The following is an 18580-nucleotide window of genomic DNA, read 5'->3' as shown; positions in this document are numbered from 1 at the left end:
GGCATTCGGCCGCCGCGCCGGAATCTGGACGCCCTCGCACGCGAGCCTCTGAGGACCTTACTGGACGACAAGTAACCCGGAGCAACAATGCATATCGAATTCCTCCAAAAAGTTTGCGACATCAACGACTGGAGCGACCCACGCATCGACCACATCATTCGCAACGAACTCCGCTCAACGCCCGACTACAAGCGTAAGCAGTGGGAGTTCGCGATGATCTATCTGGCCCTCGAAGCGAAAGGGAAGATTCACGGCCGCAGCCGCGGCATTGCATTCGGTGCCGGCCGAGAGCGATTGGTCTTCGCCCTGGCGAATCGCGTGGAGCATCTGCTCGCGACCGATCTATACACCGCAGATTCGACGTGGGTCGGCGCCCGAACCAATTCGCCGAAGGACTGGCTTCTATCCGCGGCCCCGTTCGAGGTTGACACATCGCGCCTCGATGCAGCCTTCATGGACATGAACGCGATTTCGGCGGAACCCAACTCCGTCGATTTTTGCTATTCGTCGTGCGCATTCGAGCACATCGGCAAGGAGAAGCAGACGTTCGTCGACCACCTTGCAGCGGTGAAGAACATTCTGAAGGATGGCGGCGTCTACGTGCTGACTACCGAGTTGCACTACGGAGATACGATCGCCAGCCCGCATAACTTCTTCTTCTCGCTACCCGATCTGCTGTCTATCGTAGAAGAATCGGGACTGAGCGCGGACCCGGTATTCGACGTCCGGCCTGCGAAAACCGCCTTGAACCGGCCGTCCATCGATCCCGCAACGTTCGGGTTGCCCGTAGTGTCTCAGCCGGTCGTGACGCCGCTGCGCCATGGCCGTGTCTTCACGTCGACGATGCTGGTGCTGACGAAGCGCTCCAAGCAGAACGCTGTCGAGGTGATGGGATACGACAATACGGCTGAATGGCTGGCGCGACAGTGGGACGCCCTCAATGACGAGTTGTGGTCGGAATGGCGAACCCTGAACGCAAATGCGAAGGTTCCCGCGACCATCGTCGGTCACGATGAGATGATCGCTCCGGATGAACACGACGATGTTCCTGCGTTCCATACGAGCTGGATGCATTTCGGTGATGGACCCGTGCAGATCAATGTTGCGCTGGCCGGGAGTTCGCTCGACAGGGATCTTGTCTGTCGCGTCGTTGAGCGGCCCGCGAATCACGAGGTGGATAGGCGCATGTGCGCGGAAACACGCATGGTTTCCGGCATTCGCAACCTGCAGTTCGAGGCGCGCCGGGACAAGGTCTACGCAGTGCTCGGTCGCGGCGCAATTCGCTCGGACTCGCACATCACGGTGAGCGCGCGGAAAAACGCAAGTCTACACAGGTCGGCGACGGCCGTCTGAGGCGAGCGAAGTGAAAGCAAAGGCCACCGCGAGGTGGCCTTTGTCCGTTATTCCCGGATCACGCTCAAGGGTCCGGGCCCAAGATGAAAGCCTGACGAACGCAACCGCGATGACGAGCATGACCATCTGATTCAAACGCACCTTTATTCAGACGTAAAAGCCGAAAAAACACTTGTGTGTCAGTGATTTAAGTCCTAATGTTAAGGTGACACATAAGGAACGGCGCCCCATGCCTTTGTCTGTCCTCGCGTCCGCCAGACAGCGGCGCATCCGATCCGGCCGACCATGCTCCGCCCTGCACGCGGAAGTCGCCAGATGGTTCGATCCGGCGAGCCGCGCGCGCGTCACGCGCTTCGGCCGCATCTATCCCGGCGGCAGCCGCTATGTGTGCGTGAGCGCCACCACGCCGGGCCGATGTTTCGCGCTCTACTTTTTCCACCACGGCACAGACGACTGGCGCATCTATCCGCCGTGGGGCGTCGGTCCGAGCATCGTCTATTGGTCGATCAACGCGAAGACGCCGGCCGCCCCGAAGCGGCGCTTTCGCGCGGGCATCAAGTCTTAGCTGCACCGAGCGTCTGTCCGGTCATCGTTTCATCGACGGCGCGCTTGTACACCTTCGCGACATCCGCCGCCGCGATCCCTTGCGATCCATCCTTCCCCATCGACGTCAACGTTTCCGACACCCATCCTGGACTCACGACGTTCACGCGCAGCTTGCCCTGCAGTTCGAGCGCGGCCACGCGCGCGAATCCTTCGACGCCCGCGTTCACGAGGCTCACCGCCGCGCCGCCGACCATCGGTTCCTGAGCGAGCGTGCCGCTCGTCAGCGTGACGGACCCGCCTTCATCGACATGCCCGATCGCGCAGCGCACGAGATTCACCTGTCCCATCAGCTTGTTCGCGAGGCTGAAGGCGTAGTCGTCATCGGCGAGCGCATCGAGCGGCGCGAACTTCGCCGCGCCGCCCACACACACGACAGCGCCAACCTTGCCGACCTTCTCGTACATCGCGACGATGCTCGCCTTGTCCGACAAGTCGACGGCCACGTCCGAGTCCTTGCGGCTCGCCGTGATCACTTCGTGCGCGGGCTCGAGAATCCGCTTGATTTCCGTGCCCAACATGCCAGTTCCACCAACGAGCAATACGCGCATAAGCCCTCCTGAATCGACGTGATTGAGCCGCAGCGGGCACGCCCCGCGCGGCGGCGGGGAAAGAGCAAGCAATCATGCTACTGCCGTCGCTGGCGGCGCGTCGTACGGACGAAAAAATGCCGCGACGAATCGCGGCATGTATGAATGGATCGGGGCGGCGTTCATCCGCCGAGCAGATCGATCACCTGAAGAATATCCTTGCGAAGCTGATCGACATCGACGCCCGGTTGCGCTTGCGCCGACCCTTGCGCTTCGTCCATCTCGGCTTCGTCGCCGCTCGCGCGACCTTGCGAATCGAGCCGGTTGCGCGCTCCGTTGATCGTGAAGCCCTGCTCGTACAGCAACTCGCGAATGCGCCGGATCAGCAAGACTTCGTGATGCTGATAGTAACGACGATTGCCCCGCCGCTTGACGGGTCTCAGTTGCGTGAACTCCTGCTCCCAATAGCGCAGCACGTGAGGCTTGACGCCGCACAACTCGCTGACTTCGCCAATCGTGAAGTAACGCTTGGCGGGGATCGGAGGCAAGACGACTTTTTCCATCGTCGATCAACCATCGTTATGAGTGATGTCGATTGAAGCGCGGTGGTCATGCAACGCGGCGCGGGTCTTTCGCGCCGCCGGGAGATCAGCGAGTGAGATCGGTCTCCGCTCCCGTTTCGACCAGCGCCTTCAGCTTCTGACTTGCATGAAACGTGACGACCCGCCGCGCGGCGATAGGAATGGCCTCGCCCGTCTTCGGATTGCGGCCCGGACGTTGAGGCTTGTCGCGCAGCTGGAAGTTGCCGAAGCCGGAGAGCTTGACGCTCTCGCCGCTCTCCAGCGCATCGCGAATGACTTCGAAGAACGCTTCGACCATGTCCTTGGCTTCGCGCTTGTTCAGACCGACGTGGTCGAACAGCATCTCCGCCAGTTCGGCTTTGGTGAGCGTCGGCGTGTCGCCGGGTGCGCTCGAGGTCGGGGTATCTCGGGTCATGGCGCTACGCTGCGCCGAAAGAAGGGCTTCGAAATCACTCGAGTTCATTTGGTTCATATCGGTAAAACGGCGCTTGCCACATTGAAGACTTGGCGATTGAGACGGAAAGGGCCAACTAGAGGCTATCCGCGTAACCGCGCGCCGTGTACTCGAGCCAGGCGATCCACCAGCGTTTTGATGGCCGTATCGACCGTTTCGTCCTGAAGCGTGCCGCCAGTATCTTGCAACGTTACACGGAAGGCAAGACTTTTCTCATGCGCTCCCAAGCCGCCGGAAGTATTTGATTTTGGACGAAATTCATCGAAAAGCGCAACCCTCGTGACGTGCTTGCAAGCGGCCTCCGAGCGGGCATCTTCGAGCTCGTCGAGGAGCGCCTGAACGGGCACGTGTTGATCCACGACAATCGCGATATCGCGCCGCACGGGCGGGAATTTCGACACCTCGGACGGCGCCGGCAGCGCGCGATCCATCAGCGCGTCTGCGTCGATTTCAAAGAGGATCGGCGCGTTCGGCAGGTCGTATTTCTGCAGCCAGCGCGGATGCAGTTCACCGATCCAGCCGACCGCGCGCCCCGCCAATTCGATGCGCGCGCTGCGCCCCGGATGCAGCGCCGGATGCTCTGCCTTCACGAAGCGCGGCACGACCGGCGCGAATAGCGCTTCGACGTCGCCCTTCACGTCGAAGAAGTCGACGTTGCGCGAGGCCGCGCCCCATTGCTCCTCGATCACCGGACCGTATGCGAGGCCGCCGATCATCTTCGGCTGCGCGAAGCCTTCGACCGCCAGTTCGCCCGCCTTCACCGATGCATCGCGATGAAACACGCCGCCTGCCTCGAACACACGAATGCGGTCCGCGCGACGATTCAGGTTGTAGCGCAGCACTTCGATCAGGCTGCCGAACGTCGACGTGCGCATGACCGAAAGCTGGCTCGCGATCGGGTTGAGCAGTTTGATCGGGTTGTCGTTGCCGGCGAAGTCCTTCTCCCACTCGGCATCGACGAAACTGAAGTTCACCGTCTCCGAGTAATCGCGCGCGGCGACTTCATGACGCAGCGTGTGGATGGAGCGCTTCGTTTCGTTCGTGATGCGCATCTCGCTGCGCGCGACCGGCGGACGCGCCGGAATCTTTTCGAAGCCGTAAATGCGCGCCACTTCTTCGATCAGGTCTTCCTCGATCTCGATATCGAAGCGATACGGCGGCGGCGTGACCTTGAAGGTATCGCCGTCGCGCTCGAACGCGAGGTTCAGGCGCGTGAAAATCTGCGCGATCTCTTCCGCGCCGATGTCCACGCCGATGATGCGATGCGCGCGCGACACGCGCATCGACACCGGATTACGCTCCGGCACGTTGACGATCTGATCGTCGACAGGACCGGCTGCGCCGCCGCAAATGTCGAGGATCAGGCGCGAGATGCGTTCGATGTGCTCGACGGTCGTCGCGTAATCGACGCCGCGCTCGAAGCGATGCGCCGCATCGGTCGAGAAGTTGTACTTGCGCGCGCGGCCGCGGATCGCGTCCGGCCACCAGAACGCGGCTTCGAGATAGATGTTGCTCGTGTCGAGCGACACGGCGGTGCTGTCGCCGCCCATGATGCCGGCAAGGCTTTCGACGTGGCGATCGTCCGCGATCACGCCGACGGTTTCGTCGAGCTCGACGGTGTTGCCGTTCAAGAGCTTCAGCGACTCGCCCTTTTTGCCCCAGCGCACTTCGATCGCGCCGTGGATCTTGTCGAGATCGAACACGTGCGTCGGACGGCCGAGTTCGAGCATCACGTAGTTGGAGATGTCGACGAGCGCGGAGATGCTGCGCTGGCCCGCGCGCGCGAGACGCTCGACCATCCATTGCGGCGTCTTCGCGCGCGCGTTCACGCCGCGGATCACGCGGCCGGAGAAGCGGCCGCACAGGTCGGGGGCCATGATCTTCACGGGCAGCTTTTCATCGAGCTTCGTTTCGACCGGGGGCATGTCCAGTTGCTTGAACGGCGCGCCGGTGATCGCGGCGGTTTCGCGCGCGACGCCGAATACCGACAGGCAATCCGCCTTGTTCGGCGTGAGCTTGATTTCGAAGACGGTGTCGTCGAGATTGAGCGCCTCGCGGATATCCTGGCCGACCTTCGCATCGGCGGACAGGATCAGCAAGCCGCTGTGATCTTCCGACAGCTTCAGTTCGCGCGCCGAGCACAGCATGCCCTGGCTATCGACGCCGCGCAGCTTCGTCGGCTTGATTGCGAACGGCTCGCCGCCCGCCTCGGCCGGCGGCAACACGGCGCCGATGAGCGCCACGGGCACCTTGATGCCCGGCGACACGTTCGGCGCGCCGCACACGATGTTCAACTGCTCGCCCGTGCCGGCGTCGACCTGACAGACATTGAGCTTGTCCGCGTTCGGATGCTTGGCGACTTCGAGCACCTGCCCGACGACGATCTTCGTGGTCGGCGGAGCGACCGGGCGCAGGTCTTCGACTTCGAGGCCGGCCATCGTCAGCGCGTGCGCGAGTTCGTCGGTGGAAAGCTTGGGATCGACGAAACTGCGGAGCCAGGATTCTGGGAATTGCATGTGTGTCTACGTTCGAAATGTTTGGAGTCTCGTCCGGCTTCTCGATCGAGCGCCGAACGTCGCGGGCAACGCCGACGCTTTACGCGAACTGGCGCAGGAAACGCAGATCGTTCTCGAAGAACAGACGCAGATCCTGCACGCCGTAGCGCAGCATGGTCAGGCGCTCGAGCCCGCTGCCGAACGCGAAGCCGATGTAGCGCTCAGGATCGAGGCCCATGTTGCGGATGACGGTCGGATGCACCTGACCCGAGCCGGAGATTTCCAGCCATTTGCCCGCGTTCTTGCCATGCTCGAACATCATGTCGATTTCGGCGGACGGTTCCGTGAACGGAAAATACGACGGACGGAAGCGCACGAGAATGTCGTCGCGCTCGAAGAACTTCTTCAGAAAATCGGTGTAGACGCCTTTCAGATCGGCAAAGCTGATGTTCTCTTCGATCCACAGGCCTTCGACCTGGTTGAACATCGGCGAGTGCGTGGCGTCGCTGTCGACGCGATACGTGCGGCCCGGCACGATCACCTTGATCGGCGGCTTGTTCATGCGCGCGTAGCGGACCTGCATCGGGCTCGTGTGCGTGCGAAGCAAGAGCGGCCGGCCGTCGGCGTCGTTGCCGTCGACGTAGAACGTGTCCTGCATCGAGCGCGCCGGATGATTTTCAGGACTGTTCAGCGCGGTGAAGTTGTACCAGTCGGTTTCGATCTCGGGACCGTCGGCGACGTCGAAGCCGATGGTGCGAAACACCTGCTCCACGCGCTCCCACGTGCGCATCACCGGGTGCAGCGTGCCCGCGCCCGCGCCGCGTCCCGGCAGCGTGACGTCGATGGCTTCCGCCGCGAGGCGCTGGTTCAGCAACGCATCCGCAAGCGCCTGACGGCGCGCGTTGAGCGCGGCTTCGACCTGCTGCTTCGCCTGATTGATGCGCGCGCCTTCGGTCTTCTTCGCTTCCGGATCGAGCTTGCCCAATCCCTTCAGCAATTCGGTCAGCGCGCCGGACTTGCCGAGAAACCGGGCCTTCTCGTTTTCGAGCGTGGTGGTATCGGTGGCGTGTTCAAAGGCGCTTTTCGCGTCGGCGACAATCTGGTCCAGATCCATTGATCCCATCTTTTAACGTCGAAATTCAATCTGAGGTTCGGTTTTGCTCATCCACGCTTCCTGATTCGCATGACAATCGCGTGGATAAGCAAAACCGTCCGACCAACAAAAACGGGGCTCGGTGAGAGCCCCGTTTTCTGCCTTCCCGCCGCCGTCAACGTATTTCTACGATGCGGCGACGAAGAGGCGAACCACGCAGTACTAATTTTGCAATTAGGCTGCAACGGCGGCTTTCACCTGCTTCACGATCGCAGCAAAAGCAGCCTTGTCGAACACAGCCATGTCAGCCAGAACCTTACGGTCGAGTTCGATCGACGCCTTCTTCAGGCCGTTGATGAACACGCTGTACGTCATGTCGTGCTGACGCACCGCCGCGTTGATACGCGTGATCCACAGTGCGCGGAACACACGCTTCTTGTTGCGGCGATCGCGATAGGCGTACTGCCCTGCGCGCATGACCGCCTGCTTGGCGATGCGATAGACGTTATTGCGACGGCCGCGGTAACCCTTGGCCAGACGGATGATCTTCTTGTGACGGGCCCGTGCGGTAACCCCACGTTTTACTCGAGGCATGTTGCGCTCCTATGAGTTTAAGTTGAGGTTAGGCGAACGGCAGCATTGCGCGGACGGAGTTCAGATCGGAATCATGAACAGCCGTGGAGCCACGCAAATGGCGTTTGTTCTTGGTGGTTTTCTTGGTAAGAATGTGGCGCTTGAAGGCCTGACCGCGCTTGACGGTACCGCCCGGACGCACCACGAAGCGCTTTGCAGCACTCTTCTTGGTCTTCATCTTCGGCATGAAACAACTCCAGTTTATTAGATGGTCATGGGTGTGCGGCTGATTCGCCGATACTGCCTGCGAACCCCTTCCCGCCCTTCGAAACCCACGCTCCACTTGTGTGCAGACGGCTCAGTGAAGAACCGCCGCCTTTCATGAGCGCCGCCACCGAAGCGGCGACGCCCTGAAACTTCCGACAATGCCGCGTCAGCCGCCTTGCGACGGCGCGCGATCCATCGTCCTACCGCTCTCGTGCTTATTTGCCCTTTTTCTTCGGGGCAAGCACCATGATCATCTGGCGCCCTTCCATCTTCGGCATCTGCTCGACCTGGCCGAACTCGTCCAGATCCGTCTTCAGACGCTCGAGCATGCGCATGCCGATTTCCTGGTGCGCCATTTCACGGCCGCGGAAACGCAACGTGATCTTCGTCTTGTCGCCGTCTTCGAGGAAGCGCGTAAGGTTGCGCAGCTTGACGTTGTAGTCGCCGTCGTCCGTGCCGGGGCGGAATTTGACTTCCTTGACCTGCACGATCTTCTGCTTCAACTTCGCTTCGTGTTGCTTCTTCGCTTCCGAATACTTGAACTTGCCGTAGTCCATCAAACGGCAGACAGGCGGTGACGCCTGCGGCGCGATTTCGACGAGATCCACGTCGAGCTGTTCCGATTGACGGAACGCTTCGGCCAGCTTCACGATTCCGAGCGGCTCGTTGTCCACTCCGACCAAGCGCACTTCCGGTGCGGTAATTTCACCGTTGATGCGATGTGACGACTTATCAGTAGCGATGTTACGTTTCCTCTAAAAATGAAAAAACAAGCCGCGCTGCGAGTGACTTACTTGAACGCCCGCACTTCCTGCTGCAGACGTTCGAGGAATGCGTCGACCGGCATCACGCCCAGATCGACACCGCCACGAGCACGCACGGCCACGGTTTGCGCATCACGCTCTTTGTCGCCGACGACCAGCAAATACGGCACCTTTTGCAGCGTGTGCTCGCGTATTTTATAGCTAATCTTCTCGTTGCGCAAATCGGACTCCACTCTAAGCCCTTGTTTTTGCAACGATTGGGCCAAATTCCCCGCGTATTCGGCCTGACTTTCGGCAATATTCAGCACGACGGCCTGCGTCGGTGCGAGCCACGGCGGCATTGCGCCTGCGTGGTGCTCGATCAGGATGCCGAGGAATCGCTCCATTGATCCGACGATTGCCCGATGCAGCATCACCGGACGCCGGCGGCTGTTGTCTTCCGCGACGTACTCGGCGCCGAGCCGCTCCGGCAGCACCATGTCGAGCTGCAGCGTGCCGCATTGCCACGAGCGGCCGAGCGCGTCCTTGATGTGGTACTCGATCTTCGGGCCGTAGAACGCGCCCTCGCCGGCAAGCTCCTCCCACTGCAGACCGCACGCGGTCAGCGCCTCGCGCAGGCCTTGCTCCGCGCGATCCCAGGTTTCATCGGTGCCGGCGCGCTGCTCGGGGCGCAGCGACAGCTTGATGTCGATGTGATCGAACCCGAAATCCTTGTACACGCTCATCGCGAGGGTGTTGAAAGCGATCGATTCGGCGATGAACTGATCTTCGGTACAGAAGATGTGCGCATCGTCCTGGACGAAACCGCGCACGCGCATCAGACCATGCAGCGCGCCCGACGGCTCGTTGCGATGGCACGAACCGAATTCCGCGTAACGCAGCGGCAGATCGCGATACGAACGCAGGCCGTGATTGAACACTTGAACGTGACCCGGGCAGTTCATCGGCTTGATCGCGTAGTCGCGCTTTTCCGACTCGGTCGTGAACATGTTTTCACGATAGTTCTGCCAGTGACCCGACGCTTCCCAAAGCGAGCGGTCCATCACCATCGGGGTCTTGATCTCGAGGTAACCGGCATCGTTCACACGGCGGCGCATGTACTGCTCGACTTGCTGCCACAGCGACCAGCCCTTCGGATGCCAGAAGACCATGCCCGGCGCTTCGTCCTGCAGATGGAACAGGTCGAGCTGCTTGCCGAGCTTGCGGTGATCGCGCTTCTCGGCTTCTTCGAGCATGTGGAGATAGGCGTCCTGATCTTCCTTTTTGGTCCACGCGGTGCCGTAGATGCGCTGCAATTGCTCGTTCTTCGAATCGCCGCGCCAGTAAGCGCCCGCGACCTTCATCAGCTTGAAGACCTTCAGCTTGCCGGTGGACGGCACGTGCGGACCGCGGCACAGATCGATGAAGTTACCGTGCCCGTACAGGCGAATTTCATCGCTCTCCGGAATGGACTCGATGATCTCCGCCTTATAGGCCTCGCCGATGCTCTTGAAGTACTCGACGGCCTCGTTGCGCGACACGACGCGGCGCGACACCGGCTCGTCCTTCTTCGCAAGCTCCTGCATGCGCTTTTCGATCTTCTCGAGATCTTCGGGCGTGAAAGGCCGGCTGTACGAGAAGTCGTAGTAAAAACCGTTGTCGATGACCGGCCCGATGGTCACTTGCGCCTCGGGGAACAGGTCCTTCACCGCATAAGCGAGCAAGTGCGCGGTGGAGTGGCGCACGACATCGACGCCTTCCGGGTCTTTGTCCGTGACGATGGCAAGCGACGAATCCTTGTCGATCAAAAACGAGGTATCGACGAGTTCGCCGTTGAGCTTGCCGGCGAGCGCCGCCTTGGCGAGGCCCGCGCCGATCGATGCCGCGACTTCCGCGACGGTCACCGGGTGGTCGTATTGTCGGACCGACCCATCAGGCAAACGTACCGAAACCATATCGTTCTCCAAGACGCCGGCGCATGCCGAGCGATTTCGATTTAAGCATTCCCGCGCGACTTCACTTCAAAAATCGCAAGGCAAAAAAAATGCGGCCCCGCTATCGAGGGGCCGCATTCACTTTTCACACATACCGCGAAACAATTTGGCAGAAGGCGAAATAGGTCCTCGACTAGCGTCGCTCCGAATTTGTTTCGGTCAACGTTCGAAGTGACATTTCTTTTTGCCTTTTGCGCTGAGCGCTTCTTGCGGTTTGAAATTCCGCGAACCGAAGTCCGCCGATTTTCGTTTTCGTTGGTAGGCTCGATTGGACTCGAACCAACGACCCCCACCATGTCAAGGTGGTGCTCTAACCAGCTGAGCTACGAGCCTGAAAGAAGTGAGATTATATGGAGCGTTTCGAATCTTGGCAAGTGCTTATCTTCAGGAAAATCGAAAATATTCGCCGATCCATTCAACGCCTGCCGATTACGCGCGACGCGACGCGCGGATCACGCCCTGCACTTCGTTGAGCAGCGTGCACGCGCGCTGAATTTGCGCCGCGCTCGACACTTCCACCGTGAACTGCATATAGGCGATGTTCCGGCGGCTCTGGCTCTTCACGCCGATCACGTTGATCTTTTCGCGCGCGAACACTTCGGAGATATCGCGCAGCAAGCCTTGCCGGTCCGCCGATTCCACCGAAAGATCCACCGGATACACCGACGATCCGCGCCCGTTCATCACGTCGGCGGACCAGGTCGTGTGCAGCACGCGCTCGGGCGAGCGCTGGGCCATGCGCTTGAACGTCGCGCAATCGGTACGGTGAACCGACATGCCCTTGCCGCGCGTGATGAAGCCGGCGATCGGATCGGGCGGCGCGGGACGGCAGCAGCGCGCGAGTTGCGTGAGCAGCGCATCCACGCCGACGACGAGCACGCCCGTCGATGCGCCGTGCGCGACGCTTTGCCCGCTGCTGCGCTTTTCGAACTGCTCGGGCGCTTCGGGTTCGGGCTCGGGCGGCGGCGTGTCGGAAAGCGCCTGCTCGATGTGGCGCAAGCTGAACTCTTCCTTCGCGACGACCGCGTACAGGTCCTCGGGCGTCTTGAAGCCGAGCTTCGCCGCGAGCTGGTCCAGGCTCACCGACGTCTTCCCTTCCCGCTGCAAGGTCTTCTCGACGATCGTCCGCCCCGCCGCGATGTGCTCCGCCGCATCGGCCGCGAGGAACCACGAGCGCACCTTCTGCCGCGCCCGCGCGCTGTGCAGATAGCCGAGCTGCGGATTGAGCCAGTCGCGCGACGGCCCGCCTTCCTTCACCGCGACGATCTCGACCGTCTGCCCGTTCTGCAGCGGCGTGTTGAGCGGCACCATCGCACCGTCGACACGCGCGCCGCGGCAGCGATGCCCGAGTTCGCTGTGCAGGTGATACGCGAAATCGACGGCGGTCGCGCCCTGCGGCAACGCGATCACGCGCGCTTGCGGCGTCAGCACGTAGATATGATCGTCGTCGAGCGTGGCGTCGCGCAGATGCTGCCAGCCGCGCTGCTCGCCCTGGCCGTCGCCTTCGACGTCATCCTTCCACGCGAGAAGCTGACGCAGCCAGGCGATCTTCTCGTCGTATTTCTCGCTCGCCGTCACTTGCCCCGCATAGCCGCGCGCGCCCGCTTCCTTGTAACGCCAGTGCGCGGCCACGCCGTACTCGGCGAACTGATGCATCTCCTGCGTGCGGATCTGCACTTCGAACGCGCGCCCGTCGTCGCCGATCACGACCGTATGCAGCGACTTGTAGCCGTTGGGCTTCGGACGCGAGATGTAGTCGTCGAACTCTCGCGGCACCGGTTGCCACAGGTTGTGCACGATGCCGAGCACGGTGTAGCAATCCTTGATGTCGCCGACGATCACCCGAAACGCGCGCACGTCGTTCAGCTCGGTGAAGTCGAGATGCTTGCCGCGCATCTTCTTCCAGATGCTGTAGATGTGCTTCGGCCGCCCGCTGACTTCCGCCTTGATGTGCGCGGTGTCGAGCTCTTTCTGCAGGCGCGCGATCGCCTCGGTCACGTACGTCTCGCGCTCGACGCGCTTCTCGTCGAGCAACTTGGCGATGCGCTTGTAGGTGACGGGATCTTCGAAGCGGAACGACAGATCCTCCAGTTCCCACTTCAGTTGCCAGATGCCGAGACGATTCGCGAGCGGCGCATAAATTTCGAGCGTCTCGCGCGGCACGTCGGGCGAGGGATCGGTCTTGTGCGCGGCGTGATAGCGCAATGTCTGCACGCGCGACGCGAGCCTGATAAGCACGACGCGGATGTCCTGCGCGAAAGCGAGCAGCATCTTGCGCAGCGCCTCGACCTGCGCGCGGCGCGCGGCCTGCGCGTCGCGCGTGTTCTCGGGCAATTCCGCGAGCGTAGCGCGCGAGCTGACCGAGCCGAGCCGCAGAAGCTTGCGCACGTCGCCGACGAGCCGCTGCACTTCCGGGCCGAAGCGCTCGCTGATGACCTTCTCCGGATCGTCGAGATGCGGCGCGAGCACGAACAGCGCCGCCGCCGCGACCGCGTGGGAATCGACGTTGAGCGTCTGCATGATGCGCGCGGTGCCCGCCGCATGATCCGCCAGCAGCTCGCCAGTGGCGACGCGCGCATCCTTCGCGTGCTCGCGCACGAACGCGAGCGCGTCGTCGATGGACGGCTCGGGCAGCGTTTCGGCGGGAACGGCGGTCGCGGTCATGCGGGTAATGCCACTACGTCAGGCGATGCGACGAATCAGCTTCGTTGCGCGGCGATCACGACGACTTCGACGAGGCACGCCGGATTGGCGAGCTTCGCCTCGACCGTCGCGCGCGGCGGCGTGTTGCCTTCCGCGACCCACGAGTCCCACACCGCGTTCATGCCGGGGAAATGAATCATGTCGGAGATGTAGATCTGCACCGACAGCAGATGCGACTTGTCGCTGTCCGCTTCTTCGAGCAAGCGGTCGATGTGGCCGAGCACTTCGCGCGTCTGACCCGTGATGTCCTGGTCCGTGTCCTCGGCGATCTGCCCGGCGAGATACACGGTGCCGTTGTGGATGGCGGTTTCGGAGAGACGCGGGCCGACGTGATGACGAATGACTGCCATTGTGTGTTCCTGATCGATGAATGATGAAAAAACAGGCACAAGCGACGTGCGCTCAGCCCAATATTATGCCCCGCTGCCGCCGTTCCCGAGAAAGAACCCCCTGGCGACAGCGATTTGATCTTCGGCAAGAAACGCCGGCGCATGCCCCGCGCCGGGAATCTCGGCGCTCGTCACGGCCTGACCTTTTTCGACCATTTGCGCGACCGTCTCGCGCGACAGCAAATCCGACGTCTCGCCGCGCACGACGAGCACCGGCGTCCTGATCGACGCGAGCGAATGCCACAGATACGCCTCGCCGGCCGCGTTCTGCTCTTCCGTCGCCGACGTGAACGGCGCCGCGATGCCCGGGTCGTAGCGAAAGCCCCACGCGCCGTCGCGTTCATGCAGCAGGGGCGTATTGATGTCGGTCCACTGCGCGTCGGTCAGCGGCCCGAACGACGCCGCGAGCGCCGCCGCATGCCGCACACCTTCGTCGAGCGATGCGAAGCGCGCCGGCCTGCCGAGATAGTCGCCGATACGCTGAAGCGCGATCGGCTCGATATGCGGCCCGACATCGTTGAGCAGCATCTTTCGGATCGGCGTATTCGGCAGTCCGCCGAGCGCCATGCCGATGAGCCCGCCCATCGACGTGCCGAACCAGTCCACCGTCTCCACGTTCAGCCGCGCGATCAGCGTGACCATGTCGGCGACATATTGCGGCACGCCGTAGTAGCGCGAATCGGCGAGCCAGTCGGACAGGCCGCGCCCGGCCACATCCGGGCACACCACGCGATACTCGTGCGCGAACGCCTGCGCGAGCGTGTCGAAGTCGCGGCCCGAGCGCGTCAGTCCGTGCACGCACAGCAGCACGCGCGGATTCGCCGGATCGCCCCACTCCGTATAAGCGATGCGATGCAGACCCGCCGGGCTCGCGCATTGCACGAAGCGCTGACGCGGCTCGCTCAGATCGGAATGCACTGCTTCGACGACGATGGATGCGGTCATGGAGATTTCCTCGTGGGCAAGTGTCGAATCGATTGTAAAGCGCATCACGCCTCGAAGGCCGGACGTCGGCCGAACGGACGATCCCGGTCGCGCAAATGCAAAGCGGGCGAAGCTTCGAAAAGCTCCGCCCGCTTGCGCTTCGCGCTCGCGCCGCGAGAAGCGGCGTTCAGGTCACGTTGAAATCACTTCACGCTCGTGACATCGAGCGGCGCGCCCGTCTTCTTCTGGATTTCCTCGGCCGTGACGCCGTCCGCCAGTTCGACGACCTTCAGGCCGTTATCGGTGACGTCGATCACGCCGAGATCCGTGATGATGCGATCCACGACGCCCACGCCCGTCAGCGGCAGCGAGCACTCTTCGAGAATCTTGTGCTGATCGCCCTTCGCGACGTGCTCCATCAGCACGACGACGCGCTTCACGCCGGCGACGAGGTCCATCGCGCCGCCCATGCCCTTGATCATCTTGCCGGGAATCATCCAGTTGGCCAGATCGCCCTTCTTGCTGATCTGCATGGCGCCCAGGATCGCCAGGTTGATGTGGCCGCCGCGAATCATCGCGAACGAATCCGCCGACGAAAAGATCGACGAGCCCGGCAGCGTCGTCACCGTCTGCTTGCCGGCGTTGATGAGATCGGCGTCGACTTCGTCTTCATACGGCGACGGGCCGATGCCCAGCAAACCGTTTTCCGATTGCAGCCACACTTCCATGCCGTCCGGCACATGATTGGCGACGAGCGTCGGCAAGCCGATGCCGAGGTTCACGTAGAAGCCGTCCTGCAGTTCCTGCGCCGCGCGCGCGGCCATCTGGTCTCGAGTCCAAGCCATGATTACTCTCCTTTCGCGCGGACGATGCGTTGTTCGATGCGCTTTTCCGGATGCGCATTCAGGACGAGGCGCTGCACGAAGATGCCGGGCAAGTGGATTGCGTCCGGATCGAGTTCGCCCGTCTCGACGATCTCTTCCACTTCGGCGACGGTGATCTTGCCGGCCATCGCGCAATTCGGGTTGAAGTTGCGTGCCGTGCGGCGAAAGACGAGGTTGCCGGATTTGTCGGCCTTCCAGGCTTTCACGATCGCGACGTCGGCCGTCAGCGAATGTTCGAGCACGTAATGGTTCTCGCCGAACTGGCGCGTTTCCTTGCCTTCCGCGATCACCGTGCCGAAGCCGGTGTTCGTGAAGAACGCCGGGATGCCGGCGCCGCCCGCGCGCAGCTTCTCGGCGAGCGTGCCTTGCGGCGTGAATTCGAGTTCGAGTTCGCCGGCGAGATATTGCCGCTCGAACTCCTTGTTTTCGCCGACGTACGACGAAATCATCTTCTTGATCTGGCGCGTTTCGAGCAGCAGACCGAGGCCGAAGCCGTCGACACCCGCGTTATTGCTGATGCAGGTGATGTTCTTCACGCCCGAGTCGCGCAGCGCCGCGATGAGCGCCTCGGGAATGCCGCACAACCCGAAACCGCCGACGGCGAACGTCTGCCCGTCTTTGACGATGTCCTCGAGCGCGGCCTTCGCGCTGGGATAGACCTTGTTCATCTGAATGTCCCTTCCATGTTTGAAACCAACTGAAAATCGGCTTTTTTGACGCCGCGTTCGCGCTGTCGGAAGCGCGCCGCACGGCCTTTTGGCATGGCAAAAGAGTACTTTGGGCCGGTGATCCGGCACAATACGCAAAAATACATAAGTCATTGCCCGCGCACGTTTGGTTCCCGGCGTCTTTTCGCCGCGAAACACAAGCGCCCGCGCGCCCGATTTCACATGCGTGCACTGGATTATCAAACCGCGTTTCATCTCGCGCCCGTGGGGCTCGTGCTTTCGCGCGAGCGCATCATCGAGGACTGCAACGAGCAGCTTTGCGCGATCTTCGGTTTCGCGCGCGAATGGCTCATCGGCAAGTCGTTCGAGGTGCTGTATCCGTCGCCGGACGAGTTCGCGCGCATCGGCGAGCGCATCGCCGCGCACATCAGCAAGGAAGGCACCTATAGCGACGACCGCATCATGAAGCGGAGCAACGGCGAGCTGTTCTGGTGCCACGTGACCGGCCGCGCGCTCGATCGGGCGACGCCGCATGCGGCGGGCGTGTGGACGTTCGAAGATTTGAGCGCGACGCGGCGGGTCGCGATCGAACTGACGCCGCGCGAGCGGGAAATCGCCGCGCAGCTCGTGACCGGGAAAACGAGCAAGCAGATTGGCCGCGTGCTCGATATCAGCCCGCGTACGGTCGACATCTACCGTGCGCGGCTCATGCGCAAGTACGACACGGGCAACGCCACCGAGCTTTTGCAGCGGTTGCTCGGCACGTGAGGCGCGCGTATCAGAGCGCCACGGGCGAATTCGTCTCGATGACCTGCCGCAGCAAATCCGGAAGCGGCGCCGACTTGCCCGCTGCGTAATCGATCCACACGATCTTCGCGGCGCCGCGCGCGTAAAGCACGCCGGGCGCGTCAGCGCGATAGAGTTCGAAGCGCGTATCGAAGCTGCTGCGTCCGGGCTTGCCGACGGACATCCGTCCGACCACGTCGCCGGGATAATGAAGCTGCTTCAGAAACTCCATCGACGCGTTCACGATCACGGGCCCCTGCCCTTCGCCATTGCCGCCCGCAATGCCGATCTCCTCGAACCACGAGATGCGCACCTGCTCCATGTAGCGGAAATAGACCGTGTTGTTGACGTGGCCGAAGGCGTCCATGTCGCCCCAGCGGATCGGCATGGACAGTTCGAAGACGGTGTGAAAAGTGGTGTCGGCGGTCATTGCGTGGCTATTGAGAGGAATCAGAGCGAGAAGCCGTCGTCCGCCGAGATCACCGAGCCGTTCATGAACTGCGATTCGTCGGCGGCGAGCAGCAGCAGCAGACCGTCGAGGTCGTTCGGCGAGCCCAGACGGCGGCGCGGCAGCATCGAAATGAGCTTCTGGCCCTGTTCGGTCTTCCAGTGATGGTGATTGATTTCCGTGTCGATATAACCCGGGCAGATCGCGTTGACGTTGATGCCGTGGCGGCCCCATTCGAGCGCCATCGCCTTCGTCATCTGCACGACGGCGGCCTTGCTCATCGCGTAGAGGCCGATCTGCGGGAACGCGCGCAAACCGGCCACCGACGCCACGTTGATGATGCGATACGCCGGCTTGGCCGCGCCATTGCCGCGCATGATCATGCGTTTCGCGACTTCCTGCGCGACGAAAAACGCGCCGCGCACGTTCGTGCCGAACACGAACTCGAAATCCGCGGGCGTGACCTCCGTCAGCTTTTGCGTGGTCGAGACGCCCGAGTTGTTCACGAGGATGTCGATGGTACCGGCTTCCGTCTCCGCGTGCGCGACCGCCGACTTCACGCTCTGATAATCGGTTACGTCGAGCGAAACGACGTGCGCCGCGCCGCCCGACGCCTCGATCTCGGCGCGCAGTTCCTTCAGCCGCTCCGTGCGGCGGCTCGCGAGCACCACCTTGGCGCCCGCCTGCGACAGCACTTGCGCGAAACGCTTGCCCAAACCGCTGGACGCGCCGGTGATCAGCGCGACCTTGCCTTCCAGGTTGATCGAACGGCCCATTGTGCTTCCTTTTTATGGTTGGCTCAGCCCTGGCGGGCGCACGGTTGCGCCGATGCAGGCTGTAAGCGTCAACACCAATAGCGCGGGTGTCGTGAATAATAGTACGATCGTGCTAAATTGACGAGCTTCGGTTGCAGCCCGCGTCACCTTCCCTGAAAATACGCGATCCCGAAAGGGCATTCTAACGGCACATAGGAGCATTGATGACCCCGGCGAGCCTCATCGAGCAATACGGTCCCCGCGAATCGATGGAATACGACGTCGTCATCGTCGGCGGCGGGCCGGCCGGTTTGTCGGCGGCCATCCGGTTGAAGCA

At 62.1% G+C, this 18580-nt stretch carries 20 protein-coding genes and 1 tRNA gene; 4 read left to right on the top strand and 17 right to left on the bottom strand.

Features of this window, described 5'->3' with window-relative positions:
* The first annotated feature begins 87 nt into the window (after nt 1–87).
* Both NOV72_RS18600 and NOV72_RS18595 read left to right on the top strand, forming a co-directional pair.
* Nucleotides 88–1353, top strand: a complete 1266-nt coding sequence (locus NOV72_RS18600) for a class I SAM-dependent methyltransferase (protein WP_106856066.1) — start codon at nt 88–90, stop codon at nt 1351–1353.
* A gap of 229 nt (nt 1354–1582) precedes the next feature.
* Complete coding sequence (locus NOV72_RS18595) at nt 1583–1918, top strand: hypothetical protein (protein ID WP_106856065.1); 336 nt, start codon at nt 1583–1585, stop codon at nt 1916–1918.
* Here NOV72_RS18595 and NOV72_RS18590 read toward each other — a convergent pair.
* The 15 genes from NOV72_RS18590 to NOV72_RS18515 form a co-directional block, all read right to left on the bottom strand.
* Nucleotides 1908–2507, bottom strand: a complete 600-nt coding sequence (locus tag NOV72_RS18590) for a short chain dehydrogenase (protein WP_106856064.1) — start codon at nt 2505–2507, stop codon at nt 1908–1910. The genes NOV72_RS18595 and NOV72_RS18590 overlap by 11 nt on opposite strands.
* Nucleotides 2508–2668: 161 nt before the next feature.
* Nucleotides 2669–3049 (bottom strand): MerR family transcriptional regulator, encoded by a 381-nt coding sequence (locus tag NOV72_RS18585; RefSeq protein ID WP_106856063.1) that lies wholly within the window; start codon nt 3047–3049, stop codon nt 2669–2671.
* A gap of 85 nt (nt 3050–3134) precedes the next feature.
* Entirely contained in the window at nt 3135–3539 is a 405-nt protein-coding gene (locus NOV72_RS18580) for an integration host factor subunit alpha (RefSeq protein WP_062261532.1), read from the bottom strand.
* Between the two features lie 65 nt (nt 3540–3604).
* Nucleotides 3605–6037 (bottom strand): phenylalanine--tRNA ligase subunit beta, encoded by a 2433-nt coding sequence (gene pheT / locus NOV72_RS18575; RefSeq protein ID WP_106856062.1) that lies wholly within the window; start codon nt 6035–6037, stop codon nt 3605–3607.
* 79 nt (nt 6038–6116) lie between these two features.
* Nucleotides 6117–7130 (bottom strand): phenylalanine--tRNA ligase subunit alpha, encoded by a 1014-nt coding sequence (gene pheS, locus NOV72_RS18570; RefSeq protein WP_181291096.1) that lies wholly within the window; start codon nt 7128–7130, stop codon nt 6117–6119.
* Between the two features lie 213 nt (nt 7131–7343).
* Nucleotides 7344–7703: a 50S ribosomal protein L20 gene (rplT, locus tag NOV72_RS18565; protein ID WP_008350196.1), complete on the bottom strand. Its 360-nt coding sequence runs from the start codon at nt 7701–7703 to the stop codon at nt 7344–7346.
* A gap of 28 nt (nt 7704–7731) precedes the next feature.
* The gene (gene rpmI / locus NOV72_RS18560) at nt 7732–7929 is read right to left on the bottom strand and encodes a 50S ribosomal protein L35 (protein WP_006052501.1); all 198 of its coding nucleotides are present in this window, start codon (nt 7927–7929) and stop codon (nt 7732–7734) included.
* A 235-nt stretch (nt 7930–8164) separates the two neighbouring features.
* Nucleotides 8165–8692 (bottom strand): translation initiation factor IF-3, encoded by a 528-nt coding sequence (infC, locus tag NOV72_RS18555; protein WP_075644636.1) that lies wholly within the window; start codon nt 8690–8692, stop codon nt 8165–8167.
* A gap of 47 nt (nt 8693–8739) precedes the next feature.
* On the bottom strand, nt 8740–10647 hold the full coding sequence (thrS, locus tag NOV72_RS18550) for a threonine--tRNA ligase (RefSeq protein ID WP_106856060.1): 1908 nt from the start codon (nt 10645–10647) through the stop codon (nt 8740–8742).
* A 295-nt stretch (nt 10648–10942) separates the two neighbouring features.
* Nucleotides 10943–11019, bottom strand: a tRNA-Val gene (locus NOV72_RS18540).
* 96 nt (nt 11020–11115) lie between these two features.
* A complete protein-coding gene (locus NOV72_RS18535) occupies nt 11116–13350 on the bottom strand; it encodes a RelA/SpoT family protein (RefSeq protein WP_106856059.1) in 2235 nt (744 codons plus the stop codon).
* 35 nt (nt 13351–13385) lie between these two features.
* A complete protein-coding gene (locus NOV72_RS18530) occupies nt 13386–13739 on the bottom strand; it encodes a RidA family protein (protein WP_106856058.1) in 354 nt (117 codons plus the stop codon).
* Between the two features lie 63 nt (nt 13740–13802).
* On the bottom strand, nt 13803–14723 hold the full coding sequence (locus NOV72_RS18525) for an alpha/beta fold hydrolase (RefSeq protein WP_106856057.1): 921 nt from the start codon (nt 14721–14723) through the stop codon (nt 13803–13805).
* Nucleotides 14724–14905: 182 nt separating this feature from the next.
* Complete coding sequence (locus NOV72_RS18520) at nt 14906–15547, bottom strand: CoA transferase subunit B (protein WP_086965822.1); 642 nt, start codon at nt 15545–15547, stop codon at nt 14906–14908.
* 2 nt (nt 15548–15549) lie between these two features.
* Nucleotides 15550–16254: a CoA transferase subunit A gene (locus tag NOV72_RS18515; protein ID WP_106856056.1), complete on the bottom strand. Its 705-nt coding sequence runs from the start codon at nt 16252–16254 to the stop codon at nt 15550–15552.
* Between the two features lie 222 nt (nt 16255–16476).
* On the opposite strand from NOV72_RS18515, the gene NOV72_RS18510 reads away from it, so the two are divergent.
* Nucleotides 16477–17022, top strand: a complete 546-nt coding sequence (locus tag NOV72_RS18510; protein WP_106856055.1) for a LuxR C-terminal-related transcriptional regulator — start codon at nt 16477–16479, stop codon at nt 17020–17022.
* Between the two features lie 10 nt (nt 17023–17032).
* On the opposite strand, the gene NOV72_RS18505 is transcribed toward NOV72_RS18510, so the two are convergent.
* Both NOV72_RS18505 and NOV72_RS18500 read right to left on the bottom strand, forming a co-directional pair.
* Nucleotides 17033–17470 carry an acyl-CoA thioesterase gene (locus NOV72_RS18505; protein ID WP_106856054.1) on the bottom strand — a complete coding sequence of 146 codons (438 nt, stop codon included), beginning with the start codon at nt 17468–17470 and terminating at the stop codon, nt 17033–17035.
* 20 nt (nt 17471–17490) lie between these two features.
* Nucleotides 17491–18264 (bottom strand): SDR family oxidoreductase, encoded by a 774-nt coding sequence (locus NOV72_RS18500; RefSeq protein ID WP_106856053.1) that lies wholly within the window; start codon nt 18262–18264, stop codon nt 17491–17493.
* Between the two features lie 203 nt (nt 18265–18467).
* Here NOV72_RS18500 and NOV72_RS18495 point away from each other — a divergent pair.
* Nucleotides 18468–18580 (top strand): FAD-binding protein (locus NOV72_RS18495; protein ID WP_146124425.1); only part of this gene is annotated, 113 nt, incomplete at its 3' end.

This window comes from Caballeronia novacaledonica, assembly GCF_900258035.1.
GTDB lineage: Bacteria > Pseudomonadota > Gammaproteobacteria > Burkholderiales > Burkholderiaceae > Caballeronia > Caballeronia novacaledonica.
This window is presented reverse-complemented; position numbering and strand designations above follow the sequence as displayed.